31 protein-coding genes and 2 tRNA genes are annotated in these 24,179 nt (G+C 70.1%); 1 reads left to right on the top strand and 32 read right to left on the bottom strand.

What is annotated here, in order from left to right:
* Window positions 1-26: 26 nt before the first annotated feature.
* From ACWD1Z_RS33990 to ACWD1Z_RS33930, 13 genes are all read right to left on the bottom strand, one after another.
* The gene (locus ACWD1Z_RS33990) at window positions 27-1,247 is read right to left on the bottom strand and encodes a hypothetical protein (protein ID WP_451124188.1); all 1,221 of its coding nucleotides are present in this window, start codon (window positions 1,245-1,247) and stop codon (window positions 27-29) included.
* Between the two features lie 8 nt (window positions 1,248-1,255).
* Window positions 1,256-2,383 (bottom strand): DNA-processing protein DprA, encoded by a 1,128-nt coding sequence (locus tag ACWD1Z_RS33985; protein ID WP_451124186.1) that lies wholly within the window; start codon window positions 2,381-2,383, stop codon window positions 1,256-1,258.
* Window positions 2,384-2,513: 130 nt separating this feature from the next.
* A complete protein-coding gene (locus ACWD1Z_RS33980) occupies window positions 2,514-2,984 on the bottom strand; it encodes a single-stranded DNA-binding protein (protein ID WP_451124184.1) in 471 nt (156 codons plus the stop codon).
* 45 nt (window positions 2,985-3,029) lie between these two features.
* Window positions 3,030-3,836 (bottom strand): hypothetical protein, encoded by an 807-nt coding sequence (locus ACWD1Z_RS33975; RefSeq protein WP_451124182.1) that lies wholly within the window; start codon window positions 3,834-3,836, stop codon window positions 3,030-3,032.
* 30 nt (window positions 3,837-3,866) lie between these two features.
* Window positions 3,867-4,478, bottom strand: a complete 612-nt coding sequence (locus ACWD1Z_RS33970; RefSeq protein ID WP_451124180.1) for a cell envelope biogenesis protein OmpA — start codon at window positions 4,476-4,478, stop codon at window positions 3,867-3,869.
* Window positions 4,479-4,521: 43 nt separating this feature from the next.
* On the bottom strand, window positions 4,522-4,908 hold the full coding sequence (locus ACWD1Z_RS33965; RefSeq protein ID WP_451124178.1) for a hypothetical protein: 387 nt from the start codon (window positions 4,906-4,908) through the stop codon (window positions 4,522-4,524).
* A gap of 161 nt (window positions 4,909-5,069) precedes the next feature.
* Window positions 5,070-5,405, bottom strand: a complete 336-nt coding sequence (locus ACWD1Z_RS33960) for a hypothetical protein (protein WP_451124176.1) — start codon at window positions 5,403-5,405, stop codon at window positions 5,070-5,072.
* A gap of 98 nt (window positions 5,406-5,503) precedes the next feature.
* Entirely contained in the window at window positions 5,504-5,881 is a 378-nt protein-coding gene (locus tag ACWD1Z_RS33955; protein WP_451124174.1) for a hypothetical protein, read from the bottom strand.
* An 83-nt stretch (window positions 5,882-5,964) separates the two neighbouring features.
* Window positions 5,965-7,437 carry a ParB/RepB/Spo0J family partition protein gene (locus ACWD1Z_RS33950; RefSeq protein ID WP_451124172.1) on the bottom strand — a complete coding sequence of 491 codons (1,473 nt, stop codon included), beginning with the start codon at window positions 7,435-7,437 and terminating at the stop codon, window positions 5,965-5,967.
* 186 nt (window positions 7,438-7,623) lie between these two features.
* Window positions 7,624-7,956, bottom strand: coding sequence for a hypothetical protein (locus ACWD1Z_RS33945; protein ID WP_451124170.1), 333 nt, complete (start codon window positions 7,954-7,956; stop codon window positions 7,624-7,626).
* Window positions 7,957-8,066: 110 nt separating this feature from the next.
* Window positions 8,067-8,561, bottom strand: a complete 495-nt coding sequence (locus ACWD1Z_RS33940; RefSeq protein ID WP_451124168.1) for a hypothetical protein — start codon at window positions 8,559-8,561, stop codon at window positions 8,067-8,069.
* 53 nt (window positions 8,562-8,614) lie between these two features.
* Window positions 8,615-9,106 (bottom strand): hypothetical protein, encoded by a 492-nt coding sequence (locus ACWD1Z_RS33935; RefSeq protein ID WP_451124166.1) that lies wholly within the window; start codon window positions 9,104-9,106, stop codon window positions 8,615-8,617.
* Between the two features lie 250 nt (window positions 9,107-9,356).
* Window positions 9,357-9,671 carry a hypothetical protein gene (locus ACWD1Z_RS33930; RefSeq protein ID WP_451124164.1) on the bottom strand — a complete coding sequence of 105 codons (315 nt, stop codon included), beginning with the start codon at window positions 9,669-9,671 and terminating at the stop codon, window positions 9,357-9,359.
* 401 nt (window positions 9,672-10,072) lie between these two features.
* Here ACWD1Z_RS33930 and ACWD1Z_RS33925 point away from each other — a divergent pair, with 401 nt between their 5' ends.
* A complete protein-coding gene (locus tag ACWD1Z_RS33925) occupies window positions 10,073-10,942 on the top strand; it encodes an IS5 family transposase (RefSeq protein WP_451124206.1) in 870 nt (289 codons plus the stop codon).
* A gap of 184 nt (window positions 10,943-11,126) precedes the next feature.
* Here ACWD1Z_RS33925 and ACWD1Z_RS33920 read toward each other — a convergent pair whose 3' ends face one another.
* The 19 genes from ACWD1Z_RS33920 to ACWD1Z_RS33830 all read right to left on the bottom strand — a co-directional run bounded on the left by ACWD1Z_RS33920 (window position 11,127) and on the right by ACWD1Z_RS33830 (window position 23,385).
* On the bottom strand, window positions 11,127-11,366 hold the full coding sequence (locus tag ACWD1Z_RS33920) for a hypothetical protein (protein ID WP_451124162.1): 240 nt from the start codon (window positions 11,364-11,366) through the stop codon (window positions 11,127-11,129).
* Window positions 11,367-11,427: 61 nt separating this feature from the next.
* Window positions 11,428-11,772 (bottom strand): hypothetical protein, encoded by a 345-nt coding sequence (locus ACWD1Z_RS33915; RefSeq protein ID WP_451124160.1) that lies wholly within the window; start codon window positions 11,770-11,772, stop codon window positions 11,428-11,430.
* Between the two features lie 169 nt (window positions 11,773-11,941).
* Entirely contained in the window at window positions 11,942-12,640 is a 699-nt protein-coding gene (locus tag ACWD1Z_RS33910; RefSeq protein ID WP_451124158.1) for a hypothetical protein, read from the bottom strand.
* 163 nt (window positions 12,641-12,803) lie between these two features.
* Complete coding sequence (locus ACWD1Z_RS33905) at window positions 12,804-13,664, bottom strand: hypothetical protein (RefSeq protein WP_451124204.1); 861 nt, start codon at window positions 13,662-13,664, stop codon at window positions 12,804-12,806.
* A gap of 463 nt (window positions 13,665-14,127) precedes the next feature.
* Window positions 14,128-14,194 (bottom strand) — tRNA-OTHER (locus ACWD1Z_RS33900).
* 36 nt (window positions 14,195-14,230) lie between these two features.
* Window positions 14,231-14,662, bottom strand: a complete 432-nt coding sequence (locus ACWD1Z_RS33895) for a hypothetical protein (RefSeq protein WP_451124156.1) — start codon at window positions 14,660-14,662, stop codon at window positions 14,231-14,233.
* A 32-nt stretch (window positions 14,663-14,694) separates the two neighbouring features.
* Window positions 14,695-14,768, bottom strand: a tRNA-Ile gene (locus ACWD1Z_RS33890).
* Entirely contained in the window at window positions 14,759-15,559 is an 801-nt protein-coding gene (locus ACWD1Z_RS33885) for a hypothetical protein (RefSeq protein ID WP_451124154.1), read from the bottom strand. Before ACWD1Z_RS33885 ends, ACWD1Z_RS33890 begins: the two co-directional genes overlap by 10 nt.
* Before the next feature lie 10 nt (window positions 15,560-15,569).
* Complete coding sequence (locus ACWD1Z_RS33880; RefSeq protein ID WP_451124152.1) at window positions 15,570-15,770, bottom strand: hypothetical protein; 201 nt, start codon at window positions 15,768-15,770, stop codon at window positions 15,570-15,572.
* A gap of 102 nt (window positions 15,771-15,872) precedes the next feature.
* Window positions 15,873-16,220: a hypothetical protein gene (locus ACWD1Z_RS33875; RefSeq protein ID WP_451124150.1), complete on the bottom strand. Its 348-nt coding sequence runs from the start codon at window positions 16,218-16,220 to the stop codon at window positions 15,873-15,875.
* Window positions 16,221-16,415: 195 nt separating this feature from the next.
* On the bottom strand, window positions 16,416-17,081 hold the full coding sequence (locus ACWD1Z_RS33870) for a hypothetical protein (RefSeq protein WP_451124148.1): 666 nt from the start codon (window positions 17,079-17,081) through the stop codon (window positions 16,416-16,418).
* 245 nt (window positions 17,082-17,326) lie between these two features.
* Window positions 17,327-18,139, bottom strand: coding sequence for a hypothetical protein (locus ACWD1Z_RS33865; RefSeq protein WP_451124146.1), 813 nt, complete (start codon window positions 18,137-18,139; stop codon window positions 17,327-17,329).
* 174 nt (window positions 18,140-18,313) lie between these two features.
* Window positions 18,314-18,520 carry a hypothetical protein gene (locus tag ACWD1Z_RS33860; RefSeq protein WP_451124144.1) on the bottom strand — a complete coding sequence of 69 codons (207 nt, stop codon included), beginning with the start codon at window positions 18,518-18,520 and terminating at the stop codon, window positions 18,314-18,316.
* Complete coding sequence (locus ACWD1Z_RS33855; RefSeq protein WP_451124142.1) at window positions 18,517-18,984, bottom strand: hypothetical protein; 468 nt, start codon at window positions 18,982-18,984, stop codon at window positions 18,517-18,519. The genes ACWD1Z_RS33860 and ACWD1Z_RS33855 overlap by 4 nt, the downstream gene beginning before the upstream one ends.
* On the bottom strand, window positions 18,977-19,465 hold the full coding sequence (locus ACWD1Z_RS33850; protein ID WP_451124141.1) for a hypothetical protein: 489 nt from the start codon (window positions 19,463-19,465) through the stop codon (window positions 18,977-18,979). Before ACWD1Z_RS33850 ends, ACWD1Z_RS33855 begins: the two co-directional genes overlap by 8 nt.
* Window positions 19,466-19,793: 328 nt before the next feature.
* Window positions 19,794-20,969, bottom strand: coding sequence for a DUF932 domain-containing protein (locus ACWD1Z_RS33845; RefSeq protein WP_451124139.1), 1,176 nt, complete (start codon window positions 20,967-20,969; stop codon window positions 19,794-19,796).
* A 117-nt stretch (window positions 20,970-21,086) separates the two neighbouring features.
* Window positions 21,087-21,644, bottom strand: coding sequence for a hypothetical protein (locus tag ACWD1Z_RS33840; RefSeq protein ID WP_451124137.1), 558 nt, complete (start codon window positions 21,642-21,644; stop codon window positions 21,087-21,089).
* 68 nt (window positions 21,645-21,712) lie between these two features.
* Window positions 21,713-22,084 (bottom strand): hypothetical protein, encoded by a 372-nt coding sequence (locus tag ACWD1Z_RS33835; RefSeq protein WP_389421520.1) that lies wholly within the window; start codon window positions 22,082-22,084, stop codon window positions 21,713-21,715.
* A gap of 794 nt (window positions 22,085-22,878) precedes the next feature.
* Complete coding sequence (locus ACWD1Z_RS33830; protein ID WP_389421521.1) at window positions 22,879-23,385, bottom strand: hypothetical protein; 507 nt, start codon at window positions 23,383-23,385, stop codon at window positions 22,879-22,881.
* Window positions 23,386-24,179 lie beyond the last annotated feature (794 nt).

Raw genomic sequence — 24,179 nt, 5'->3', positions numbered from 1 at the left:
TTCCGGAGGTGGCGGTGAGGGGCGGTTCAGACGAGGGGCAGTTGGGCGGCGGAGCCCGAGACGAGGGCGTCCCAGTGCTGCTCGAAGTCCTTGTCCTGTTTGTTGATCACGCGGGCGGGGGCGGTGGCGAAGAGTTCCTCCGCCATCGGTCGGCCCTTGGCGCGGGGGCGGATCCAGGCCCGGGCGCGCCCGTACACCGGGTCGTGCTCGACGTCGACGCCATGCCGCTCGGAGATGGAGATCAGCCGCTGGGCGAGCTGGTATGGCCGGCCGAGGTCGACGCGCTCGGTGGAGCGCTTCACCGGCCTGTTCTTGCCGTCCTCGGACAGCAGGAACAGACGGCGCACGTGGTAGAGCGCCCACGGCATGTCGAGCTCGCGCTCGAACGCCTCCAGGCACGCCTGGTCCCGTGGCTGAGTCGGGTCGAAGAGCTCCAGGAGGCTCTTGCGGCCGTAGAGCTTGGCGTTCGGGTTGAGGCTCATCGCCGTGTACTCCAGGCGCAGCACCTCGCCGGCGATGTCCGGGTGGGAGCGCATGCGCTCCATGTGGGCGGGCAGCGCGCCCCTGGAGGAGGAGAAGCAGCAGAACGTGCAGTACGACTTCGGCCAGTGCACGCCAAACCGCTTCAGCAGGTAGGCCTCGCATTGCTGCCGGTGCCAGCCCCAGTCGATGAGCGGGAACTCCCCGGTGCGTCCGGGTATTTTCGAGGTGATCTGGTCGCTGAAGCGGCGGCCTTCCTCGTCGGCGTTGAAGCCCATGATTTGCCTGAACGGCCGACCGCCGAAGACCTGCTTGAGCCACCAGTCGCCGACGTCGCCCTTCGCCCACAGGGAGCATTTGCGGGTGCCGGCGACCTGCGGCACCGTGCCGACGGACTCCTGGTCGTCCCACAGCGTCCACGGCCCGCGCGCGAAGAGCTGCTCGGGGCGGCGGGAGTCGTCCAGGATCGTGATCCCGTCGGACAGGAGGTGCCCGTTGCGCGCCAGCTGGACGAAGCGCACGCCGTGCTCGCGCAGCAGCGGGAGCATGAACTCGTCGACCAGTAGCCGGGTTTCGGGCCACTCGCTGCCGGTGGCCATGTAGAGGACAGCGGTGCGATCGAGGTCGATCCCGTGCGCCTCCGGGGCGGTGAGCATCTTGGCGAGGTAGGCGGTGGAGTCGGCGCCCAGGCCCCAGTTGATGATGGTGTCCAGGTCGTCGTCGGCGGTGAGGCCGGGCAGTGACGGCGTGTACGTCGTACGGGGCATGGCAGCTCTCACTCCTCGAAGGGCCGGTCGGTCAGCCGCTGGGCGGAGACGATGAGCAGGAGGTCGTTGGCGGGCCACGGATCGCAGGACTCCCAGGGATCGCCTTGGGACAGCACCACCACCTCGCCGGGCTCCGTGATGAGGCAGCACACGCCGCAGCCGCACGAGGGGTCGAAGGGCTCGGGGTGGGCGATGTAGGGGGTGTTGAAGTAGTCGGCTCCCTGCTTCCCGACCGCCGCGAGGACCAGGTCGCCGTCCGCGATGTCGCCGGCGCGTGCCACGCGCGCGTGCGGCAGGGCGAGCGCGAGACGGGGGTCCGGGCTGTTCACGGCGAGTTGCCCGTCGAGCAGGCGGGCGTTGCCGCTGGAGCGGACGTCGCCGGTGGCGGGCGCGGCGAGCAGGGGCCGGTGGAGCTCGACGGCCATCTCGGCTGCGTACATTGCCTCGACGTGGTCCAGGGCCTCGACGAGGATCACCGCCCGGGCGAGCGCGGCCAACACAACGGCGCTGGCCTTCAGCGTCGCGCCGCTGGCTGCGGTGCCGGGCCGGTAGAGGCTGACTGCCGCGCCACCGTTGTCGAGGATGGAGCTCAGCAGCGGGGCGTGCGCGTGGGGGTGGGCACCGTCCAGGCCGCGCGGCAGGACGGCGAGGGATGCCTGGCCCGTCTCGGTGGCGGCTTGGTGGGCGGTGGAGTCGACGCCGTAGGCGAGCGTGGCGGTGACGGTGTGACCGACCTCGGCGAGGGCGGTGGCGAAGTCGTGCGCGCGGGTGACGGCCCGCTCGGTGGGGACCCGGTTGCCGGTCACGACGACGGCGCTGTCGGTCAGCCGCGCAAGTCGCTCGCGGCCGCGGACCCACAGGCCCAGCGGGCAGGCGGGCCCCAGGTCGGCGAGGGCGGTGGGCCACTCCTCGTCCGAGGGGATGATGAACGCGCAGGTCAGCTCTGCTTGGGCGAGTTCCTCGCGCGGCCGGTAGGAGGCAAGGAGCCCGCTGCCGTTGCTGCGGACGCGCCGGTCCCACACCTCGGCCGGTGTGTACTCGTCGAGTTCCGCGGCGAGTTGGCCGGGGGCGAAGTGGGCGAAGTGGGCGGCGAGCGCGGCGCGTGCGGCTCGTTCGGACAGGGCGTGTGCGGGCATGACGGCCGGCCTTTCGGGCAGAGCGCGGCACCGGCAGGCGAACCGGTGCCGCGCCGGGGCGGGCGAAGGGGGAAGTGGTCAGCGGCCGACGGGAAGGGGAGTGCCGTCGGCGGCTGCGGTGAAGGGAGGGCTAGGACCAGCGGGAGGCCCGCTTCTCCTCCCACCAGGCGGGCGGGTTGCCCGGTCGCCCGGTGGCCGGTCGGGACGCGGCGGCGGGCTGAGGCGCCGGGGGAGCGGTGACCGGGCGGGCGGCGATCGGACTGGGCAGGCTGGTCTCGGTGTAGGCGATGCGCCTGCGCAGGCTGATGGCGAGGTCGTCGACGCTCAGATAGATGGAGTTGTCCTTGATCGCGGTGATGCGCCCCTTGACCAGGACGTTGACCCCGTCGACGAGCGATTCGGCGGCGTTGCTGGCCAGGTCCCGCCAGGCGGTGCAGATGTAGGGAATCGGGTCCAGGTCACGCCACTTCTGTGAGGCGGCGTCCCACTGCGTGGGGGTCTGAGTGAGGCGGAACCGGCAGACGGCGGTGCCGTCTTGGGTGAAGCGGACTTCCACGTCACCGGCGACGGTGCCGGTCACGTGCGTGACGGACGGGGTCATGTGGAACACCTCCCACTTCAAATAATAGTGTCTTCAGGGTGAGGGTCAACCCCCCTGTCGGCGCTTCCTGCCGCCGGAAAGCGCGGTACGGCGGGTGAGACGGCGGAAGCGGGCCTTCCACCCCGTCGGCTGCGCCGGGGCTGGCGGCGGGGTGAGGTTGTCGAACACCGTGGCGTCTTCGATCTCCACCAGCAGCGGGACCGTGCCGTCGGCCCGGACCAACTGCTCGTCGGTGGTGTCCAGATGAACGGAGACCCGTACGGTCTTTCGCTCTGCGTCGAGGTAGGCGAACACGAGGATGCCCGCGATCTCCATGCAGGGCAGGCCCTCGTCGTCAGGCCCCCGCATCGCGTGGAACACCGCCGCGCTGTTCGCCTCCGCGCACTCCTCGGCGTCCGAGAGGCTGGGATTTCGGGGCGCGATCACGCAGCGGGAGATGTCCGCGTCGTACAGCGTGTAGCCCTCGATGCCCTCCCTCGACTCGTAGAAGAGGTCCACGGCCGTACGGTCGTCGGCGGGCGGACGGAACGGGACGCCGTCCTCGCCCGCCACGTCGTCCCAGGCGCTGCGCACTTGCTGCGCCAGCGAGGCAAGGGCGGAGGCCTCGTCAGCCCAGAGCGTGACATCGTCGCTGTGCCGGTCCCACTGGCGCAGCACCCACGCGCGGCCTGTCACCTGCGGGGTGAGGTTCTCGTCGACGGCGAAGCTGAAGCGGCTCAGCCACCCTCCGAGGATGTCGACGGTGTCGGCGCCCGGCCATTCGCCGGTGCGCTCCTGGAGGCCGTCCATCAGGTCGGCCAGGTCGATGATGGCCTCGCCTGCGGGCGTGGCCGGGTCCGGTTTGATCGGCATGGCGGTTTCCTTCCGTGCGGAACGGGGCGGTCAGGACCCGTTCATGAGGCCGTTGAAGAGGTCCATCAGGTGTTGTTGGTCGGGGGTGAGGGTCGCGGTGCGCAGCACGCGTTTGCGCAGGACGGGCGCGTCGAGGCTGATGCCGGAGGGCACATCGGGCCGCTCGGGCAGCGAGACCAACTGGTAGTTCCGGGTGTGGATCATCCAGGCCTCGTACCGGTCGGCGGGGCTGCCGCTGCGGGCGGCGTGCCCCTCGTCCGCCGTGCGGGACGGACATGGGCAGGACGGATCGGTGCAGGGCCGGCCGGCGGGGTGGCTGGCCAGGACCGGGCTGCGGCGGTAGTGCGTGGCACTGCCGTTCAGCATCGGGCAGTGCTCGGCGGTGTACGGCAGGCACTCGGGGTGCAGCGCCGGTTCCGGGGAGCAGCCCTTGACGACGTCGGCCGGGCGGACGAGCAGGAAGCACCGTTCGTCCAGCGGGTGTTCGCAGATCTGGCACAGGCGTTGCCGGAAGGCGGCGTGGGCTTTGTCGGCGTCGAGGACGCCGAAGGCCACGTGACCGTCGTGGATCAGGGTCACGTACGGCACCACCAGCCCGCCCGCCAGCGGCCGGTGGGCACAGCGTTGGGGTATCGCGTGCATGGGGTGAGTTCCTTCGGATCACGGGGGCTCGTGCTGCCGGATGTCAGCTGCTGGCCGGTGGGGGAGGGTCGGCGGGACCGCCGGCCAGCAGCGCTTCCCAGTGGGCGTAGTGGCAGTCGGTGGCGTCGTGCAGGCGCAGATGCAGCCAGTTGAGGTTGTCTCCGGCCCGGATGGCGGCCTCGGCGCCGATGGCGGCGGCCCGGGGGTAGATGGTGCCGTCGTCGGGGTCGACCAGGACGACGATCAGTCCCCGACGGTGCGGCACGTGGCGGAGCGTGAAGTCGGTGTAGCTGCGGTCGTCCAGGAGCACGAGCGGAGCGCGCAGGTACTCCTCGGCGCTGAACAACGGCGATGGCAGGTGCAGGCGGGGGACCGGGCTCGTCCGCAGGCCGACCGGATCGTCGTCGGTGCTGTCGCTGATGACCAGCACCGGGGCCTGCGGTCCTTCCCAGGGGGCTTGTGGTGGGGCGGACATGGCGGTGACACGTCGCTTTCGTGAGGACCGTGGCCAGGAAGAGGCCTCGGGAAAGGGGAGTTGACGGCCCGCGGGCGGGGCGGCCGACGGGGGCCGCCCCGCCCGCAGGCGTTCGCTCAGCCGAGCGGGTAGAGCACCAGCGCGGGGAGAGCGGTGTCGGGGATGCCGTCCGCGTACAGCTCGCGCAGGGACTGGTCCGCCTTGAGTTCCTCCGGCAGCGGGAAGACGTCGCCGACGAGGTCGCTGTGGGTCGGCGCGTACCGGGCGAGGCTGTAGGTGGAGAACGGCGAGTAGAGGTTGCCCTCGGGGTCCCGGGACATCACGACGAGCGTGTCTCCGGGCAAGCCCTTCCAGTCCTTGCGGACCAGGTGGCGCACCACGGCGAGGGTCAGGGGGCGGTCGGGAGCCTCGCCGTCCGGGTCGGGGGACGGAGCTTGCTGCTGGTCGGTCATGACGGCCTTTCACGTGCGGGCCGGGCTGGGAGGTCCGGCCGGTTGATCGGCGGGGTGCGGGCGCCGCCCCGTTGCCGGGGCGGCGCCGTCAGGCCCGGTCAGTCGTCCTCGATCACCTCCAGGCAGGGGACGGGGATGCCGCTGCCCGGGATGCGGAAGCGCTTCGTGTCCTCGGGGATGCGGTACTTGGTGTTGCGCGGGTCGCGGCGCAGGATGCGGGTGGACTCCTCGTCCAGCAGGAAGCCCGCGCGGCTGCCGGTGCGGTTGCGCTCCTGCACGGTGCCGGTGAGGCCGCGCAGCAGAGCCGGGCGCAGGGAGTCGTTGATGCGGGCCCGGCGTCCGGCCACGATGCCCGCGAACGCTTCCTTGTCGATCGCGCTGAGCCGCAGCGCGGAGGCCTCCTGGACCTTCGCGACCTGGATCGCAGTCGGCAGTTTGCCGATGAAGTCGAGGACCTCGTCCATGGTGACGGTCATGCTTGTTCGCCTCTCTGTGACGCGGGGGTTGGGGAACCGGCCGGGCACGGGCGTGCCCGGCCGGGGTTTGGGGGAGGTGTTGGTCAGGCGGCGCTGTCGGGCCGGTGGCGGGCGACCGCCTGGTCCTCGACCTCGGACAGCCGGTAGCTGCCGTTGTCGTCCTGGCCGAGCGCTTCGAGGAGCAGCAGGTAGCGGGCCTGCCGCAGGTTGAGGTTCGACCACGTCTTGGGCTCGCGGATGTCGTACTCGCAGGCAGCGGCGACGTGCGCGAACAGCGCGTTGACGACGCGTGCCTTGGGCAGCTGCACCGCTGTCTCCGTCAGGTCCGCGTTCTCGGGCTCCTTGATGCCCAGGAAGCGGGCGACGGTCTCGGACTCGTGCTTGTCGGTCCAGGAGCTGTAGAAGTACGGGAGGGTGAGCACGACCTCCTGCGCGAAGACGCGGGCCGCGTCCGGCAGGGTCTTCTGGCGCACGAGGCGGGCGACGAAGTCCTGACGGGGACCGGCGGCGGCCTTCCAGGCCCGGTTGCAGGCGATGACCTTGCGGCGCTCCTCCGCCCGCTGCTCGTCCTCCTCCGTCCTGGGCTTCTTCGGCTGCGGGCGGACCTTGTGACCGTGCGCGGCCGGGTCGGAGCAGTGCCACACCGGCTGGTGCTCGTCGTCGAGCCGGGCGCTGTGGCCGGGGCAGTTCTTGTGGTTGTCCTCGGTGAGCGGATTGCCCAGCCCGGTCGTCAGCTCGGCCAGCGGCTTGGACGGGTCCTTCTTCCCCCACCCCGGCTGCCGCAACAGCGGGATGTCCGCCTTCTTGAGGTCTTCCTCGGCCTTGGCCCGAGCGGCGGTGTCGGCCTGCTCGGCCTTGAGCAGCGCCATCTCCTGGTCCCAGTGGCCGCGCCCGCCGTTGCCCTCCTCGTGGTCGCGCGCCAGCGCCCGCAGCAGACGGCGCTCCGCGCCGGGCACGTTCTCGACCTCGGCGAGCTGGGCGGTCTGCTCCAGGTCCATGCCTCCGGCCGTTGCCCGGCGAAGGGTGGCGTCATCGAGCTTCTGCGCTGCCTTGGCGTGCCTGGCGGCGTTGCGGCTGACGCCGAGAGCCCTGGTTGCCTGGCGTCGCTCGACCTCGCTCATGTCGATCAGCGACAGCTCCTGCGACTTCAGGATGTCGCGCTCGCTCATCCCCTCGCGGTGCTTGTTCTCGACCAGGGACAGGAACCGGGTCCAGCCGTCGCGGCCGACCAGGTCTTCCCGTACGTGTGCCTTGATCCTGCGTACCGGGCGGCCCTCCTGTTCGGCGGTGTCGTTGGCAATCTTCTGCGCCTGTGCGCGCCGCCAGCCCTTGAAAGCGCCGTACGTACCGTCGGGCCGGGGCCGGACACTGATGGTCTCCTCGACACCGATCTCCTTGACGGAGGCGATCAGTTCCTCGTCCGGTTCGGTGTCGGTTTCGCGGGCGTTCTGCTCGTCACGCACGACCTGCGCCGGGTCGAGCAGGACGATCTGCGGCGCGTCTTCCTCTTCGTGCGTGACGGGTTCGGTGGGCGGGGTCGGGACAGCGGTGGCCATGGGGCTCTCCTTCTCCTTGCCTTTCGGCGAACTGGGGCGGTTGGGGGTGTCGCCCTCTCCCTTCAAATGCAATAATAGTGTGTTGTTCGGTGGGGGATAGATACCCCCTGACCTGCACAAACGCGGCCTCTTGGGGGGCGTCTGTGGTGCTCCGTACGGCGATCGGACAGCCGACGGGCCCCGGCTTCAGATCAGGTCGTGCACGACGTGCCAGCACGGACCGGACCGGACCGTGAGGCCCAGGTTCCTCACGTGCTCCAGTAAGGCGTCGTCCCACTGGGCGCCGACCGGGAGGGAAGGCGCCGCCCGGTACGTGTTGGGCCCGAGCTGCTCATAGCCCGTTCCGAGAATGGTGTGCTCGGCGTCGCCGACCGTGAACAGTTGCACGCGCACGTCGGCAAGGTTCCCGCTGGCAGGGCGGTGGGCCTGGGCGTCCAGCGACTCTTCCAGCGCTGCCCGCTCCTGGGGCGGCGCGACCACGACGCCGTAGACGGCGTACACGGAGTGGGACACGGACATGGTTCAACCTCCCTGGCTCAGGGGCCGGTTCGGCGTGCGGGCGACGCGGGGGCGGGTGCGGCCGGCCGGAGCGGACGGGCGCGGTGGCGGCGGCCGGGAAGCCGGGGCGCTCACGTGGCGCGCGGGTGCCGGCTGCGTGTGTGCGCGGCCCGGATCTCCGCGTCGAAGTCCGGGTACTGCCGGGCCGCCGACGGCAGCAGTGCGTTGCGGACGTCCATGGCCCGGGTGAGGACCTCCAGTTGGCTGGGAGACAGCACCCAGGGGCCCCGCTCGTCGGCGTCCAGGACGGACAGCAGGTCCTCGGCGGTGCCGATGTCCTCGGCCTGCCGGAACACCGGGTGCGTCCGGTTGACCCGCAGCGCGAGACTCAGGCTGGCTCCCAGGTGCGGGGCGTAGCAGCGCCGGTCGGGGGCGATCACCTGATGGCCGTTGGGCACGGTGAGGACCTGGAGTACTCCCGCGAGCACGACGAGCCGTTCGTCGCTCTGGACGGGGAACGTCGACTCCGTCGCCGGGCTGCCGCAGGAGCGGCACCGGTAGGTGCCCGGGTTCTCGGGCTGGTAGCGGCCGCCATGGCGGAAGTGGCAGAGGATCGGAACGGGCACGGTGCACCTCCGCGCGGGCGCCCCTGCGCAGGGACGCCCGCAGGCATGGGCGGTCAGGGCTTCACGCGGGTGGCGCGGGAGGTCGGCAGGTGGACGCGCAGAACGTCCGCGTGCTCGGGCGGGTCGAGTGCCGCGAGCCGGTGGAGCGCTTCGGACAGCTTCGGGTCCGCGAAGTCCTCCTCGGCCCTCGCCGCTTCGTCGACCGGCACCATGCGTGCCGTGGTCTCGGTGTGCCTGAGGTCCGGCATCTCCTCGGTGGGCGCGAGAGCCGCGATGAACGGGCTCCAGCCCACGGACATCCCGCTGCCCGTCCGCTGCTCCGTCGTCGTGAAGTACGCGGTCACGGCCTGCGGTCCGTCGCCCGGCTGCTCATCGGCGAAGGCCCGGACCCGGTCGGCGACGACCTGCCGCCATCCCTGCTCCGCCGCCTGGTCGGCGACGGTGGCCAGCGTCTCCAGGGTCTTGGGCGGAAGACCGCGGAGCGCGGCGCGCATCAGCGGCGTGGTCGGCTCGGCCAGCAGCGCGGCCAGGTCCTCGTGTTTCATCGCCGGTGTCCTTCCGTGGCGTGGTGGTGAGGGGGCCCGTACGGCGGGGTGGTGGCCCCGCCGCACGGGGTGTTCCGCAGGACCAACAACATCAATAATAGTGTCTTTTGGGGTGAGGTGAACCCACCCCTGACCTGCGGTTTTACGGCCAGTCGCGCTCTCGGCAGGGCGGTAGCGGGAAGGTCCGCCGGGGGTCCATGCGTACGCAGCGCTCGCAGTAGGCCGTGACGCGGTTGGCGGTGCACTCGCCTCACTGGCACTCGAAGCGCTCGCGCGGCCCGCAGATCAGGCACCGCCACAGAGTGATCCCGTGCAGCTCACACGGCTCGTACCGCTTGCGCGCGGGCAGCAACTCCAGGGCGGGGCGGGGGCGTTCGAGGCGGGCGACATCATCGGCCGGGAACGACTCGTCGCCGTCGCGTATCCAGCGGGGCGACAACTGGGCGTACCGCTCGGGCGTGGTGTAGTACGGCTGACCGGCCGGGCTGAACACCATGGCCAGATGACCGCCGGAGATCAACGTCTCCAGCCGGTCAAGGCTGAACTCCCCGCGCAGGGACAGCATTTCGTCCTGGCGCAGGCTCCAGCCGTACCCGTACCGGCGCAGGATCCGCCGCTCGCGGGCGGCCGGGCCCGTCTGGGCGGCGTCGAGCTCCTCGACGGCTTCGATCGCGGCCGTCGGGCTGGCGGTCAGCTCGCGTACCGCGTCCTCGGCGGCCGCACGGGTGGCGTGGCTGCTGAGAGGTCGTTTTCTCCCTTGGGGTGCGCTTTGACCTGCACTTCCTGACGGTGGGTCGTCGTTTCGGAGGTGCTGGTGGGAGCGAGGTGACGGATGCGCTGGACGGTGTGACGGCTGGGACGGATTGCGGCTTGCGCCTGTCTCATCCCAAGACGCCGGTCCGCATGCTTCCGCCGCCGGCGGTGCACGCCTGGGCGCACGCCCTTGGCTGGCGGTATGTCCAGGTCATGGCCGAACGTCGCCCGTATCCGAGTGATCTGTCCGATGCCCGCTGGGAGTTGATCGAACCGGTGCTGTCCGCCTGGCGGGCCGAGCGGCGCCGACATGCACTGAACATCGGACGCCCGCCCGAACACGATCTGCGCGAGATCATGAACGCGATCCTCTACGTGGACCGCACCGGCGTGCAGTGGCGCTACCTCCCGCACGACCTCCCGCCCTGGGAGACCGTGTACGGCTACTTCGCCAAGTGGCAGCGCGATGGCGTGTTCGCCCAGCTCACCGGCGTGCTGCGCAGACTGTTACGACAGAAGCAAGGCAAAGACGCGGAGCCGTCCGCGTGCGTGATCGACGCGCAAAGCGTGAAGACCTCCACCAGCGTCCCAGCCGCCGGGCAGGGAACCGACGCGGCGAAAAAGATTGTGGGCCGCAAGCGGAGCATCGTCACCGACACCCTCGGACTGCTGCTTGCGGTGCTGGTCACGGCCGCGAGCGTGCAGGACTCCGTCGCCGGCACTCACCTGATCGACCAGGTGGCCGCAGTCCACCCCTCGGTCCGCAAGGTGTGGGTCGACGGCGGTTACCGCCAGCACCTCGTCGAGCACGCCGCCCGCCTTGGCATCGACATGGAAATCGTCCAACGCGCCCCCGGCACCAAGGGGTTCACGCCGCTGCCCAAACGCTGGACCGTGGAGCGGACCTACGGCTGGCTGATGTTCCACCGCCGCCTGGCCCGCGACTACGAAACCCTCCCAGCCCGCTCCGAAGCCATGATCCAGCTGGCCATGACCGATCTGATGGCCCGCCGCCTCACCGACGAAGCCACCATCTCCTGGCGCGACCCGACACCACAGGACCAAACACCCATTACGGGATGAAACATCGGGAGAAAACGACCTCTGAGCGCGTACCCGTGGAGCTGGTCCACGACCTGGTGGCCTCCACCGTGCTCAGCGGCGGCGTACCGCACGGGCCTCTGCGGCTGGGTGCGGCGTCGGGGCATGGCGGAACTCCATCTGCGCAAGGGGCGGGAGGTGGCTGCGGAGGCCGGCCGGGCGGCGGTCACCTGCTGGGCAGCGGCCTGTAGGCGGAGAAGACGTAGTGGCCCAGCTCGCGCAGCATGCCGGCGGTGCCGTCCACGGCCGCGGGGTCGTGGTCGGCCTGGCGGGTGTACGCCTCGATCTCGTCGTTCCAGGCGAACCCCTGGGCGGCCAGGGACTGTTCGGTGAGGGGTGTGAGGTCGTCGGAGGACTGCGGGGCGGCAACGAGTCCGTGAGCGGGGTCGGGTACGACGAGGAACACCGGGCTCCTTCCGTGTGGGCCGCCCTGGTCGGGGCGGCCCACGGCTGGGGCGGGCGGCTGGTCAGCGGGTGACGGTGACGGTGTAATCGGCGTCCAGGACGGCGAGCGCAGCACGGATGGACGCGCGGGTCTCCGCGCTCGGGACCGAGTAGGGGAAGTCCAGGGCGAGCACCGCGTCGTCCAGGTCGTCGTCGGTCATCGGCAGCGTGTATCCGCTGCGGTAGAGGGCGACGGCGGTCGCGGTGGCGACGCGGACGCGGTTGTAGGCGATGGCCTCCCCGGCCGTGGCGTCGGTGCCGAGCGCTTCGCGCGCGGTGGGCGGCAGTTCCGCGATCCCGGCGGCGAGCCGGCGGGCGGGAATTCGGAGACATGCCGGTCGCAGGGCGCGGCGCAGCGTTCGAGGCATGGCAACTCCTGGGGCTGGGAGGGGGGAAGGGGGCCGTCACCTGGTGAATGAAGTGGGGGAGGTGACGGCGCCCCCTCGGCTCACTACTAATAATAGTGTAAGTTGGGAGGGTGTGAACCCACCCCTGACCTGCGCAAACGGCGAGGTGCGCGCGTCCGCGCGCGGTAGGTCAGGGCTGCGGCGCGTACGCGGCCAGGAACTTCGGTGCCGCCTTGGTGTAGATGCCCTCCAGGCCGGACGGGGCGATCAGGCCCCAGGTGAAGGTGGCGGTGTCGACGTGGAACTGCCCGCGCCGGGGGTGCGGTGGGATGAAGGCGCGCAGGACGCCGACGCCGTAGACCTCCAGCGTGCCGTCAAACAACGCGTCGCGCTGCTCCCCGGTCACGTCCGGTCCGTACTTGTCGAACTGCTCGTCGGCGACGACGGCGAGGACGGGGCTGAGGTCGTCCTCGATGGGGCCGAACATGCTGTGCCAGTGGGCGAGGTCGGCCATGGCCTCCGCGCGGCTGGCGCGGGTGCTGCGGTAGTTCACACCGTCGCGGTGGTCGGCGAACTCGTCCTTGTCGTACAGCCACGCCTCGAACTGATGCTCCGTGTACATCCCGACGCCGTTGTGGCGGCGGCGCAGGAACCCGAAGGGCTCGCCGTCGACGAGTACGGGGTGGCGCTCCGTGCAGAACGCGCAGGTGACGCCGACGTGTCGCAGGAAGCGTTGCAGGCGGGGGAAGCGGGCGAAACGGGTGGCGCAGTTGCAGCAGGTGTACACCTCCCAGCGGGAGGGGCTCGCGACCGTGTCGTGGCGGCACTGCGGGCACTGGTAGGCCTTGTTGCTGTACCAGTCGATGACCGGCATCGGGTTCCCTTGCACGGCAAGCTCCTGAGAACTGGAAACGGGGGAAGGGGGCGGGCCGTCGCCCTGGCGGGCGGGATACCGGCGCGGCGACGGCCCGGGCTCACTTCCTATAATAGTGTGAGTTGAGTTGGCGTGAACCCCCCTCTGACCTGCTCGTTTACGGTGTTCCTGGGGCCTTTCAGTGCCGGTGGGTCGACGGCGTGGCGTCGTGCCCGAGGTCCGGCGGCACGCAGTAGTCGACGTCGGATTCCGGGGAGACGAGGCCGCCGGAATCGGCGTCCGTGCAGTAGGCGTCGAAGATCTCGCCCGCGGTGAGGGGTCCGAAGTCTCCTGTGCGCAGTCGCCAGCCGTAGACCTGGTCCGGGGAGCTCGGGGTGGTGGTCCGCATGACGAGTCCGCCGGGGCTCCGGGTGGCCAGACCGAGGGCGAGGACCGTGGTGAATTCGAGGGCCTCGGCCTCGTCGAGCTGGCTCGTGCCGTCCGGGTCCGTATCCGCGTGAAGGACGGCGACCAGGGTTTCGGGTGCCGCCGAGACGCTGCAGACGAGGTGCCGGTGGCCCGGTCGGGCCGTGTCGAGGATGCGGGCCAGCAGGCCCGAGGACCGGGCAAAGGCCGTTCGGCCGATGTCCTCGCCGCAGCAGGTGCAGGCGCCGAGACGGGCCAGAAGTGCGGAGGCGTACTCCCAAGTGGCCTGGCGGACGGCTTCGTCGACCAGGGCCGGGATCAGGTCGGCCAGCGGCTGGCCGTCGTACGGGAGGGCCGGGCCCATGGTGGCGAGTTCGGCGGTGAAGCGGGCGCGGCTGGACGGGCTGTCGGGGTCGAGACCGGCGTCGGCGCAGAAGTCGGCGTACTCCTCGGGGTCGAAGAGAGCGACCGTGGTGTGGGCGCCCTGGGACGCGCGGCTGCTGAGAAGGTCTTCGACCGCTGCCAGGTAGGTCGCGAAGTCGGCGAAGGCGAAGGTGCGGTAGTGCCGCATGGCACGGAAGTCGTGTTCGTCGGTGAGCAGGCCGATGGTGCCGGCGACTTCGCGCCGCAGAATGCGGCGCGTGGTCTGGCGGTCGGTGTGCGCCCTGTCTCCCGCGCACGGTCGAGCAGCGTGGGGCTCGTCCCGGCTGCACTGGGAGGGCTGAGGTGTGTGGGTCACGTGCACGCCTTTCTCGTGGGCGGGCTGAAGGGATTCGTCCTGGGTGTCGGCAGGGGCGGGGCTCCAGTGCATCCCGTCGGCCGCGAGCGAGGCGCCTGCGGGCACGGTCCCCTGAAAGTGGCGGTCGTTCGGCTCGTCGTCCTCGGCGTGAGCGTCGATCCATTCCTCGGCGCCCTGCTCGGCACCGAGGGCACGGAGCAGGTCGGCGAGTGCGTCGGCTTCGGTGCATCCGAGGCTGGCGGCGACGTCGGATGTGATGGCGGTGTTGCACCAGGCGTCGGTGAACGCCTCGGCGACATCGGACGGGATGCTGACGGTGTCGGCCATCGTGGCCTCCAGGGGCGGTCAGGTAGATGCGTGCCTGCGAGGGGATTTGAACCCCTGACCACCCACAAGTGGAGCCGCTACCGCTGAGCTACGCAGGCGTGGGGCCGCCGGTGCGGCGGCCGGGTGATGGCGGGTCAGCGTCCGGCGATCTCGCGCAGCCGCTTCAACGCGATGGGTGCCTCGGTGTACCAGAAGGTCTCGCTGCGCTTCAGGCCGAGGGCTTGGGCGGCCACGTCACAGATCATGCGGCGCTCGTTGCCTCGCTCCGCATAGACGCTGGCGAGCGTGTCGTACTCGTCGCCGTCGTCGTCCAGGGCGGTGACCTCTGTCTGCTCCTCGTCCGGCAGAGACACGAGCCTCCAGCCGGTCAGGTGCGCCGTCCATCCGGCCGCGCACAACTGCGAGCCGCACGCCGGAGCCTTCTCGGGGGCCAGGCTGATCATGCCGGGCAGAAATGCCCAGTGGTCCATGTTGAAGGCGTCGGGCCGGGTCTCGATCGCGTCCAGGACGGCGGACGCCACCTCGGCGGGCGTCTCGGGGTACCGGGTGGCCTCGGTGTCGGTCATCGCAACTCCAGTCGTGGGGAACGGTGTTGGAGTGGTGCTGGTGGGACTCGAACCCACGACCTCAGGACTTATAAGATCCGCGCTCTACCAACTGAGCTACAGCACCTCGGTGTGCGGTTGTGAGGGCCGCGCCCTTCGGCCCGGTCGAGCGGGGCGCGGCCTCGTTCTGTGGGCCGGGCGGGGAGGGTCTTGCGGCGGCGGGGCGGGAACCGGGGAACAACCGCTCCCGACTTCCAATAATAGTGTCTTTCGGTTGAGAGGGAACCCACCCCTGGCCTGCGCTTCTTGCTCCCGTGCAGCCTGGGCGAACGCGACCAGCATGGAAATCACGGAGCTGGGGCGCCCGGACGCTTCGGCCTGCACGCCCTCACCGGAGGCGCCGATGAGCACGGTGACGCTGTCGACCTGGACGGGGCCGTGCTCGCCGGGTGGCCTGGTGTCGTGCTGCCAGATGACCCGGGTGCGCCGGTACTGCTCCTCGATCCGGGCCCCGGGCAGCGCGCCGGCCACAGCCTCGGCGACGGCGCGGCGGCTGCTCTCCTCCGCCTCCTGCCGTGCGGCGATCTCGGCGGCCTGCTGCGCGGCCTCGGCGTGCAGGGGATATAGCCGCCGAGTGATCTCGCGTGCCACATGGCGGGCGCTGCGGGCTGTGACCCCGATCGACGGCGCGAGCATCTTGGTCTCGTCCGGCAGTGCGGCGTAGATCTTCAGGCGATCGGGGCGGTGGTCATCGGGCTGGCACAAGCGCAGGGCGCGGCCGTCTCCGTCAATGACGAGCCGTCCCAAACCGCGCCCGTAGTCGGTGAGTTCGGCCGTACGGCAGTGCGTACCCAACTCCCGCGCCACTTCCTCGGCGAACGCGTCGAACTGCTCCTGTGTGGTCAACTCGCGGCTCATGGCGCTCTGTTCACTCCTTCGGATCACTGGGGGGTGTGCTCGGTGCGGGGCTCCTTGCGCCCTGGTCGCGGATCTCGGCATCGCGGCGGGCATCCTCGGCGGTGTAGCCGGTGTCGCACCACGGGCGGCACAGCTGGCCCGCGGGTGCCTCGCAGGTCTCGCACCGGTCGTCGAAGTCCTCGGGGAGCCACGGGCGCAGCTGGCCGCTCACGCGGGGAGCTTTCGGATGATGACCAGGCCGAAGTGGCGTCCGACGGGCATGGGTTCTCCTTCCGTGGGGGTGGTGAGCAGCGCGAGCGGTCTGCCGGACCGGTCAGGGGGCGGTGGTCCACAGCGGGAGGCCGGTGGTGGTGCGGGCGCTGATGCCGGGGCGCACGGGGACGTCGCGGTAGTCGGACACCTTCACGTAGCCGCCCCGCTGGGTGTCGATGCGGACCGGGGCGCCCTCCCATTCCCACTGCTCGATGAGTTCCGCGGGGAGGTTCTCGACGTCGTCGGCCTCCACCTGTACGGCCCAGGCGGTCAGCTCCTCGCCGTACTCCTGCCCCCACTCCTTCAGGACGGTGAAGAGGTGGCCGAAGTCGTCGACCAGGGCCAGGGCGCGCGCCTGGTCGGGGGCGGGGTCCTCGGCGTAGGTCGGCGCATCGGGGGGTGCGCTCACCGAGGGTCATCAGCCAACGCATGATCAGAACATCTCCCTCGTAGGGGGGTGGGGCGTGCAGGTGAGGGGCGGTGCGCCAGGGGCGTCCGGACGGGTCGGGTATGCGGTAGCGGTAGAGGAAGCCGGCAGCCCACCCGCGGCTGGCGAAAGCGGGAATGCCGCCGCCTTGCGGGGTTGCCTCCCGTCGCGCCTCCCTCAGCTCTCCGTCGGAGCTGGGTTGGCCCGGATCACGGCCGTGATGGCCTTGATGGACGGGGTGTCGTGCTGACCCCTGCGGTCCGGCGTGACGCACAGCCCGGACCGGGTCCGTCGCGCGACGCCTGAAGCGACGAAATAGGGCAGGTCGTACTGCCACTTCCGGCCCCCGTCGGCCGGTCGACCTACACGGAGGTTCAGGAGGAAACCCCCGTCAAGGGGCGCCCACGCCTGCTGTGTCTTCCAGCCGTGAGCCTCAGCGAGCGCGAACAGGACAGCAACCGGCTTCGGCAGGGCGTAGCCCTCGGGAGCAGTATTCGTGATGCCTGCCTCCAGCCGACCCTGCGTGACATCACGGACGTGCCGCTCGGCCGGGGTCAGAACGCTGTCGCGCTCCAGGGCGGCGGCCAGGGTGACGGTCCGTCCGCTGTAGCGGCAGGTGATCCCGACGCCGTACGCGTCACGGATCACCGCACGCCGCGTGCCGTTCATGTCCCACGTCGACATCGGCTCGTGCGTGGTCAGGACGCCATTGCGGACGCTCGTCGTATTGCCGCACGGGCACACCGTCTCCACGGTACGCAGCAGGTCGTACCACACGTTCGGCAGGAGGATCGCCGGATCGTGCTTCTCCCCAGTAGCGAGCTGTTCGAGCATGGTCGGCACGATGTTCTCCTCAGTTCCCTGGTCTCGATCAGTTCGGGGGCTGTCCGGATCGCGGAGTAGTCGTCGGCCCTGCCCTGGACGTCCCGTGTCCGGCTGGCCGGAGCCGAGGTGACGTCGCCAACTGCTCGTTCAGGGTGTGCATTCGGCTGAACAGGCACATGCGCTCTCCCTCCCTCACACTTCTAATAATAGTGTCTTTAGGGTGGAAGTGAACCCACCCCCTGACCTGCGCCTTCCTCGGGCTGTCAGAGGGCGCCGACCAGGGACGGGCGGCGGCCGCGGGGGCGCCTGCGTTGCTGGGCACGCAGGGAGTCGGCTTCCTCCTGGGCGTGGCGGGCGCGCTCGTGCTCTTCGGCGGCCGCGCTGACGCAGTAGGGGGCCCACCACTGCAACCCCCTGATCTTCTGGGTCAGTGAGTCGGGGCGGTCGGCCAGCATCAGCAGCAGGACCGGGTCCGGGGAGAAGGAGAGCCACCGTGCGGCGGTCCGCCATGCGGCTTCGGCGGCCTTCCGCGCGGAGAGCGCGGTACGGGCTTCGCGCTCCAGGCGGACGGCTTCGGCCTGGTGGTAGGAGGCGGACCAGGTGAGGGAGCGCAGCAGGCCGGGGGTGTCGCGCTGCCGGGAGGCCTCCAGGATTGCGGGTAGGTCAGGGCGCTGCGCGACGTGCTCGGCGCAGCTGCGCAGGACGGCGGTGAGTACCGCTTCCGTCTTCTCCGACGGCGGGTGATCAGCGGCGGTCGACAGCGGATATACCGAGACCTGGGGGCGGTGGGTGTCGTCGCGGTAGAGGGTCAGGCTGTCGCGGTAGCCGGTGCGGCCGCGGGCGAGCCGTGGGAGGTCCTCGTCGGGGGCGGTGGTCTTGAAGGCGTTCACGGGGCCGAGACAGGCGCGTACGGCGGTGAACTGGTCCCAGCGGTGGGGGTCGGTGGTGCCGGTGACGTGCACGCTGCCGCGCATCGCTCCGCTCAGCTCGAACACGACGGCGTCGTCCTCGCGGGGGCTGGCGGTGGCGTGCACGGGGCCGGCGGGCGTGTCGATGGTCAGGATCGGGCTGGTCATGGGCTGCTACTCCTCGGGACTCGACCGGTTGGGCTGAGGGGGGGGCGTGCCGCCCCGCGTTCGCCGAAGGGGAGGGTGCGGGCGCGGGGCGGCAGTCGGCCAGTGGCGCGCTGGCCGGGGCAGCCGTCCACGCCCCCGTACCCGGGGGAGGGGCGTGGACGGCGTCTGCGGGGGCTACTCCTGCGGCGGCTTGTGTCGGCGGAGGTTGCCCCGGTCGGTCAGGCTGGGGCGGCGGCCACAGGGGCAGTCCGCGTACCGGCAGCCGTGCATCTGGAAGAACTTCCCTCCGAGTGCGTGACCGTTGACCTGCCCGGTCGTGCCGGGGACCGGCTCCTTGTTGGTGCAGTAGCCGTCCGGCGTGACGGCGGGCTTCTCGCTCATGAGCGCTCCTTCGCGGTCTCCTGGGGGCGGTGCAGTACGGGGGCGTGACAGACCACGTGCGGCGCGGCGTCGTCGTGCGGGAGAGACGTGAGCGTCTTCTGGAGCTCGGCGGTGTCCATGGGTTGCAGCCACCCGTCGCGCGCCTCCCACCCGCACACGCGTATGCCAGCGTCGGCGGTCGTTGCGAGCAGGAAGGCGTCACGGATGGTGCTGTTCTCCAGGGCGAACGTCAGCAGTACGAAGAACTGCACGTACTCCTCGGCGGAGTGCTCCACGTGGCAGGTACCCGGCTCGACGGACACGTACAGGTCGGCGCTCACCTCCGTGCCGTCCGTCCGCTCGGCGTTGATATGCAGCTCGTGGCTCCCCTCACCGAGGGCCGGGAACAACGCGGTCAGCGCGTGCAGGGCGCGGCCCATGGCGGACGCCGTGGCGGCGTTGTCAGGCCGTGGGAGCTCAGGCATGCGGGGCCTCCTCGTCGGAGTCGGGGAGCTGGATGAGAACGGGGGCGGGGTAGGCCTCGCGCTCTACGGCCATGACGTCGGGGCACGGAATGACGGCGGCCTGGAGGCCGTCCGTGTCCATGGGGTGCAGCCACCCGTCACGCACAGACCAGCCGCACGCGCGGGGGTTCGGCTCGGCGGTCGTGGTCGCTATCAGGACGGCGCTGCGCATCGTGCTGCCCTCCAGCGCGAACACCAGCAGCATGCGCAGGGCGCAGAACTCGTCTTCGTCCAGGACGGCCAGGCGCAGCGGCTCCATGCCGATCGAGAGATCGGTTCGGCCCGTGACGAACGCGTTGTCGGTCCGCTCGGCCACGAGGTTCAGGGTGTGTTCACCGTCTCCGAGTGCTTGGAACACGGCGGACAGGGCGGTCAGGGTGCGGCTCATGGCGGCCGTGATGGCGTCGTCTCCGGGGTGGGTGAGCTCCGGGCGTGCAGACATGAGGACTCCTTGCGGGCGGGGCGGGGCGGGGCGGTGGGCGGTGGGGCGGTGGGCGACTGGGGCCGGCCGCGCTGCGCCCCTGGGCACAGCGCGCTCCTTGGCGCGCGGGGGGCTCCGCCGACGCGTCGCGCTGCCGCTACGCGGCAGGGGCCGGCGGGCGCGCTCCGAGCTCCCTGCGGGGGCTGTGGGGCGCGCTCCGAGCTCCCTGCGGGGGCTGTGGGGCGCGCTCCGCGCTCCCTGCGGGGGCTGTGGGGCGCGCTCCGCGCTCTGGGCGGTCGGGCCCGTGCGGGCCGGGGTGGGGGAGTTGCCCGGCCCGCACGGGGGTCTGTCAGCCGTGCGCGGCGGCGGCCGTGAGGGCGGGCACTGCGAGCGCTTCCAGGGCTGCGGCCTGGTCGGCGTCGGTGAGGGTCTGCGCGGTCGACGTGACGGCCTGCATCACGCCCCCGGCCGTCATCTGTCCACCCCGGATGAAGTGGGAAAGGATGCGGTCCTTCGTCTCGTTGCCGATGCTGAGCGACTTGGTGACGTGCTCGATCGTCTTCGTCGGCTCGTCCAGCGTCTTCCCGGCGGCGGCCTCCATCTCGTTCACCTTGGCCTCGACGTACTCCTGTGACAGGAAGGTGCGCACGGCGTCTGTGGTCTTGGAGGTGATCAGCTCCAGCGTCTTGCGCTGGGTCTGGCCGGACCAGTTCACAACGCCCTCGTCCTGCTTGCCTCCGAGGTGCACGGCGCGCATGACGTCCTTGGTCTGGGTCAGGCCGTTGCGGCAGACCTGGATGACCGCGCGCGGGGTGATGGTGTACGCCCCCGCTCCAACCTCGCTGTTGGTGATGACGAACCCGGCCGAGATCATCGGGAGTTCGTCACCGCTGCGGCCGTCGAACGGGGAGCGGTAGCCGCGCAGCAGGTTGCGGGCCTGGATCGCGACCGCTTCGGACTCGATGCGCACGTACATGCGCCGGTCGGTGAGGTCGCACCCCGTGATCCGGGTGGGGTGCCCGGACTGCTCCACCCCGTCCAGGGCGGCCAGCAGCATGTCCAGGTTGTCCATCAGCTTGTAGCTGTCGGACAGCAGCGCGCGGGCCACGCCCTCACCGGGCATGCCGGGGCCGTCCTCGCCCCGGAACGCGCGGAGCATGAAACGGCGCTCCGGACCCTCACGAAGCCACGCATTGACGTTCTCGTCCAGCAGCGGGACATTTTCCGCGCGCATGCGGCGCAGGTAGGCCAACGGGATGCGGAGCTTGTCAGAGATCCCCTCGTCGGCAACGGCGGTGGGCCGGTAGATGCCGTCAACCCTCGTCACGCCGCTTGCCGTGATCTGGGACTCGACGCCCTCGACGTGCACGTTTCCCTCGCGCATCCGCAGCGCGGACGCGGGGACGATGACGTCCAGCTTCCGGCGCTGTCCGTCCTCCAGGATGCGGACCAGGTCGGACAGGTCCGCGTTACGGGCGCCGGTGGGAGCGACGTTCGTAGCGCGCTCGGCGAACTGCTGAGTCATGCGGTGTTCCCCTTCGCTGTTGGTCTCTGCGGTTCGGGGGGCGGAGCCACCGCCCCCCGAACAACTTCAATAATAGTGTGCTTCAGGGGTGAGTGAACCCACCCCTGACCTGCACACTTAGACCAACGTGCGGTAATCCGGGAGCGGTGTCAGGCTCCGTCGCCGCACGTTCGTGACAGCAGGCACCGGAATGCCGCCGATCACCTCGCACAGGTCGTAGCGAACGCTGTGCTCCCCGCCAAACGGACCGGCCTCCACCTTGATCGCCTGTACCCAATAGACGCCGTGAAGCCGTGTCAGGCTGCCGTGATACCTGACCTTCTGCCACAGCACCGGACCGGAGTTCTGCGGGTCAAGGCTCCGCGCTACGGCGATCACAAGCTGATTCGCCACCCGCTCGGACAGCAGCTGCACGAACGCACGGTCAACCGTCGCCCGATCGACCGGCACGTCGGCCATGGCCGCGCCGGTATGACCGGTGCGCACGCCCATGGCCCAACCCAACTCGAAGAACGGCCGGACCAGTTCGAGCTGCTCGTGAGACACCCTCGCGGCGTCCGGGTCCCGCTCGCTGCGCGCCAACTCGGCCAGCGCGTAACGGGCCTGCTCCTTCTCTGCGTCCGTGATCGGCGCTCCGACTTCCTGCGTCCGCTCGGGAATCCGCGTGTACTCCATGGCCTTTCTCTCCTCTCGGTGATGCCGGTTGGAAGGGGGCGCCCCAATCGGGGTGCCCCCCATGCGGATTACTTCAGGAATCCGTTCGACCGGAGGAACTCAGCCGTGATGAGCGCGATTCCGTGGGGCTTGTAGATCTGCGGGAATCGCCGCAACTCAACTTCCGTGCGCCCCACCTTGTCGGGGTCAATGAACTCCTGAACCAGGCGGTACGGCTCCTCACCCGTCGGCATTTCCAGCACGACCGGACCGGCGGCCTTGGTCTCGAACCGAATTCCGGTGTAATTCCGGTCGGAGTTGTGCACGATCTTCACTCCTGCCCGCGCGCACAGCAGGGGCAGAAGGTTCGCGATGGTGCGGGCCCGAATCGCCAGCTCGGTCATGGGCGCGTCTGCGCCGCGCACCCCGCGCACGATCCCGTCAGTGATCGTCAGTTCCACGTCTTTCCCCTTCGTTGGTCCCTTGCGGTTCCCGGGGGTCGCCTCCCTCAGGACTTCACATAATAGTGTCTCACTCGCTCGGGTGGAACCCCTGTTGCGCTACGGGTTGCGCTAGATGTTGCGCCATGGTGTTGCGGTAGAGGTTGCGCTAGACGTTGCGCGGCCTCCTGGGCCGTCGCCGCGTTACCCCTGCTCACCCCAACAACTCAGCCCGGTACGCCTGCTGACATCCCCTCTGCTGCCGCTCTCCCTGCCCGAATGAGAAGAAAGGTGTGGGGCGGGCTAGGGCGGCACGGCGGCCTCGGGGATCGGGGCGCGCCTGTCCTGTCGTTGCGCGTTGGCCGGGCCTCCGCGCCCCAGCGGCCGGCCACCCGCCGCCAATAGATCAGACACCCGCCCCACACCGCACAGCGCTACCTCACCGGCGCACACACGCACACTGAGGGGCGCAGCAGCATCCCCGTACCGATACAGCATCCCCTACGATGAGACAGCCTCATTTGGGAGAGGCCAGCTGGCGGGGAATTACCGGACCAGGTTTGCACGCCTACCGGAAAACACAATTCCCCGCCAGCCCAAAACACCTATCCCCCCCGCGGAGCGGGTAGCCCGGCGCTGCGCGCCAGGCAAAGGAAAAGCTCCCGGCAAGCCGGGAGCTAGACGCCGGTCCCCGCTGCGCGGGAACCCAGGAACGCTCGGACGCTGCGCGCCCTCCAACGGGGGCCCGGCGCTGCGCGCCTTCATCGTGGGCGGGGGTGCCCGGTTGCCTGGACCGGGCACCCCCGTAAGGCTGACTAGAGGATGGTGCGGGCCATCGGCGGGTATGCCTCGCCGCTACCCTCGTCTCCGTCCCAGATCGAGTGGACCCCGAACGCATCCGCGAACTCGGCCGGTTCACGGTCGCCGATCAGCTCCTGAGCGCGAGCCGCATCGCACTCGTTCAGCACACCCCCGACCAGATGCCATGCCCGGACCGTGTAGGCCCGGCCGCGCCCCTCACCGGCGGGGGAGCGCAGATACATCACGCCCCAACACAGCCTCTGCGCCAGACCACACGTCAGCAGGAACGCGAAGTTGTCGAAGTACTTCGGCTCCACACCCACCAGGTCCTCAGACCCACCGTCACCCTCGACCGCGATCGGCAGCACCGCCGACAACGGCTCCTGCCCATCCATGCCCACCCCCAGCCGCACCACATGCTCACCCGGCGCGAGCCGCGCCATTAGGTGAGCCATGACCGCGTGGGCCTCCTCGCGCGCCTCAGCGATGACATCGAGAGGAACCGGATTGAGTTCAGCCATGACAAATGCCCTGCCCTTTCGCCTCTTTCGGGAGATCCTTTGTGCCCGAATGGAGTTGCACCTCCCTTCGGGCATCCCAATTCTATTCGCTCAACTGCCGCTCTTAAATAGGGCGTACGAGTATGCTCAAGAAACAAGCCATTCTTTCCAAGGATCTTCGTAGCGGTGAAGTGTGAACGGGTTCTGCAATTAGGCGAGTACGAGTCGGCGTGTAGGTGTCGTGAGTGGGCGGGCGCGGAAATGCCTTCGGCGGGACTGGCCGGTGTCATCGTTATGCGGTTTCCGATGGGCTGATGCGGTTCCCCAAGCGAGAAGTACGACGCTGGGGTACAGGAAGCTGATCCCAGGCTCTACACAGTTAACTCTTGTGATGCACCATCTCCGCTGTAACTGCCCCTCTCAGGGCGGTACCTGACTCAATGCTGCTCATAAACACCCGTGTTCTGGACGCCGATGCAGTCTTGATGAACATGTCGAGAGCGGGGGAGGGGTTCGGGTGGAGCGCAAGCGGAACCCGTCACTGCTGTGAGGCTGACACTCCATCATGCTGACAGACAGTCACCTCCGTTGCCGAGCGAAGGGCTGGGAATTCCAGGCCCTACACAGGCCCGCGCGTGATGCACCCCCCTCTCGCTGCCAGCCTCAGCACCCGCGCTTGCGCGGGTGCTGTCAGTTCGCGTTTGCGCGAACTGACTTGCCGACGCCGATGGGCCCGTCCCCCACCGGGGAACGGGCCCATCCGACGATCAGCCGGAAGCTCAGGCGCTGAGGATCTCGCGCGCCAGCTTCGCCGT

Source organism: Streptomyces sp. NPDC002784 (genome assembly GCF_053592135.1).
The sequence above is the reverse complement of the archived record's forward strand: the minus strand, read 5'-3'. Positions and strand labels throughout refer to the sequence as shown.

Bases quoted from the DNA above. Each gene is read 5' to 3' on its own strand.
- ACWD1Z_RS33850 (WP_451124141.1), bottom strand. From the start codon at position 19,465: ATGTCTGCACGCCCGGAGCTCACCCACCCCGGAGACGACGCCATCACG.
- ACWD1Z_RS33845 (WP_451124139.1), bottom strand. From the start codon at position 20,969: ATGACTCAGCAGTTCGCCGAGCGCGCTACGAACGTCGCTCCCACCGGC.
- ACWD1Z_RS33945 (WP_451124170.1), bottom strand. From the start codon at position 7,956: ATGTCCGTGTCCCACTCCGTGTACGCCGTCTACGGCGTCGTGGTCGCG.
- ACWD1Z_RS33925 (WP_451124206.1), top strand. From the start codon at position 10,073: ATGGCCGAACGTCGCCCGTATCCGAGTGATCTGTCCGATGCCCGCTGG.
- ACWD1Z_RS33985 (WP_451124186.1), bottom strand. From the start codon at position 2,383: ATGCCCGCACACGCCCTGTCCGAACGAGCCGCACGCGCCGCGCTCGCC.
- ACWD1Z_RS33975 (WP_451124182.1), bottom strand. From the start codon at position 3,836: ATGCCGATCAAACCGGACCCGGCCACGCCCGCAGGCGAGGCCATCATC.
- ACWD1Z_RS33935 (WP_451124166.1), bottom strand. From the start codon at position 9,106: ATGAAACACGAGGACCTGGCCGCGCTGCTGGCCGAGCCGACCACGCCG.
- ACWD1Z_RS33955 (WP_451124174.1), bottom strand. From the start codon at position 5,881: ATGACCGTCACCATGGACGAGGTCCTCGACTTCATCGGCAAACTGCCG.
- ACWD1Z_RS33970 (WP_451124180.1), bottom strand. From the start codon at position 4,478: ATGCACGCGATACCCCAACGCTGTGCCCACCGGCCGCTGGCGGGCGGG.
- ACWD1Z_RS33950 (WP_451124172.1), bottom strand. From the start codon at position 7,437: ATGGCCACCGCTGTCCCGACCCCGCCCACCGAACCCGTCACGCACGAA.
- ACWD1Z_RS33830 (WP_389421521.1), bottom strand. From the start codon at position 23,385: ATGGCTGAACTCAATCCGGTTCCTCTCGATGTCATCGCTGAGGCGCGC.
- ACWD1Z_RS33980 (WP_451124184.1), bottom strand. From the start codon at position 2,984: ATGACCCCGTCCGTCACGCACGTGACCGGCACCGTCGCCGGTGACGTG.
- ACWD1Z_RS33895 (WP_451124156.1), bottom strand. From the start codon at position 14,662: ATGACCGACACCGAGGCCACCCGGTACCCCGAGACGCCCGCCGAGGTG.
- ACWD1Z_RS33840 (WP_451124137.1), bottom strand. From the start codon at position 21,644: ATGGAGTACACGCGGATTCCCGAGCGGACGCAGGAAGTCGGAGCGCCG.
- ACWD1Z_RS33860 (WP_451124144.1), bottom strand. From the start codon at position 18,520: ATGAGCGAGAAGCCCGCCGTCACGCCGGACGGCTACTGCACCAACAAG.
- ACWD1Z_RS33885 (WP_451124154.1), bottom strand. From the start codon at position 15,559: ATGAGCCGCGAGTTGACCACACAGGAGCAGTTCGACGCGTTCGCCGAG.
- ACWD1Z_RS33960 (WP_451124176.1), bottom strand. From the start codon at position 5,405: ATGACCGACCAGCAGCAAGCTCCGTCCCCCGACCCGGACGGCGAGGCT.
- ACWD1Z_RS33855 (WP_451124142.1), bottom strand. From the start codon at position 18,984: ATGCCTGAGCTCCCACGGCCTGACAACGCCGCCACGGCGTCCGCCATG.
- ACWD1Z_RS33865 (WP_451124146.1), bottom strand. From the start codon at position 18,139: ATGACCAGCCCGATCCTGACCATCGACACGCCCGCCGGCCCCGTGCAC.
- ACWD1Z_RS33915 (WP_451124160.1), bottom strand. From the start codon at position 11,772: ATGCCTCGAACGCTGCGCCGCGCCCTGCGACCGGCATGTCTCCGAATT.
- ACWD1Z_RS33990 (WP_451124188.1), bottom strand. From the start codon at position 1,247: ATGCCCCGTACGACGTACACGCCGTCACTGCCCGGCCTCACCGCCGAC.
- ACWD1Z_RS33930 (WP_451124164.1), bottom strand. From the start codon at position 9,671: ATGCTGTCCCTGCGCGGGGAGTTCAGCCTTGACCGGCTGGAGACGTTG.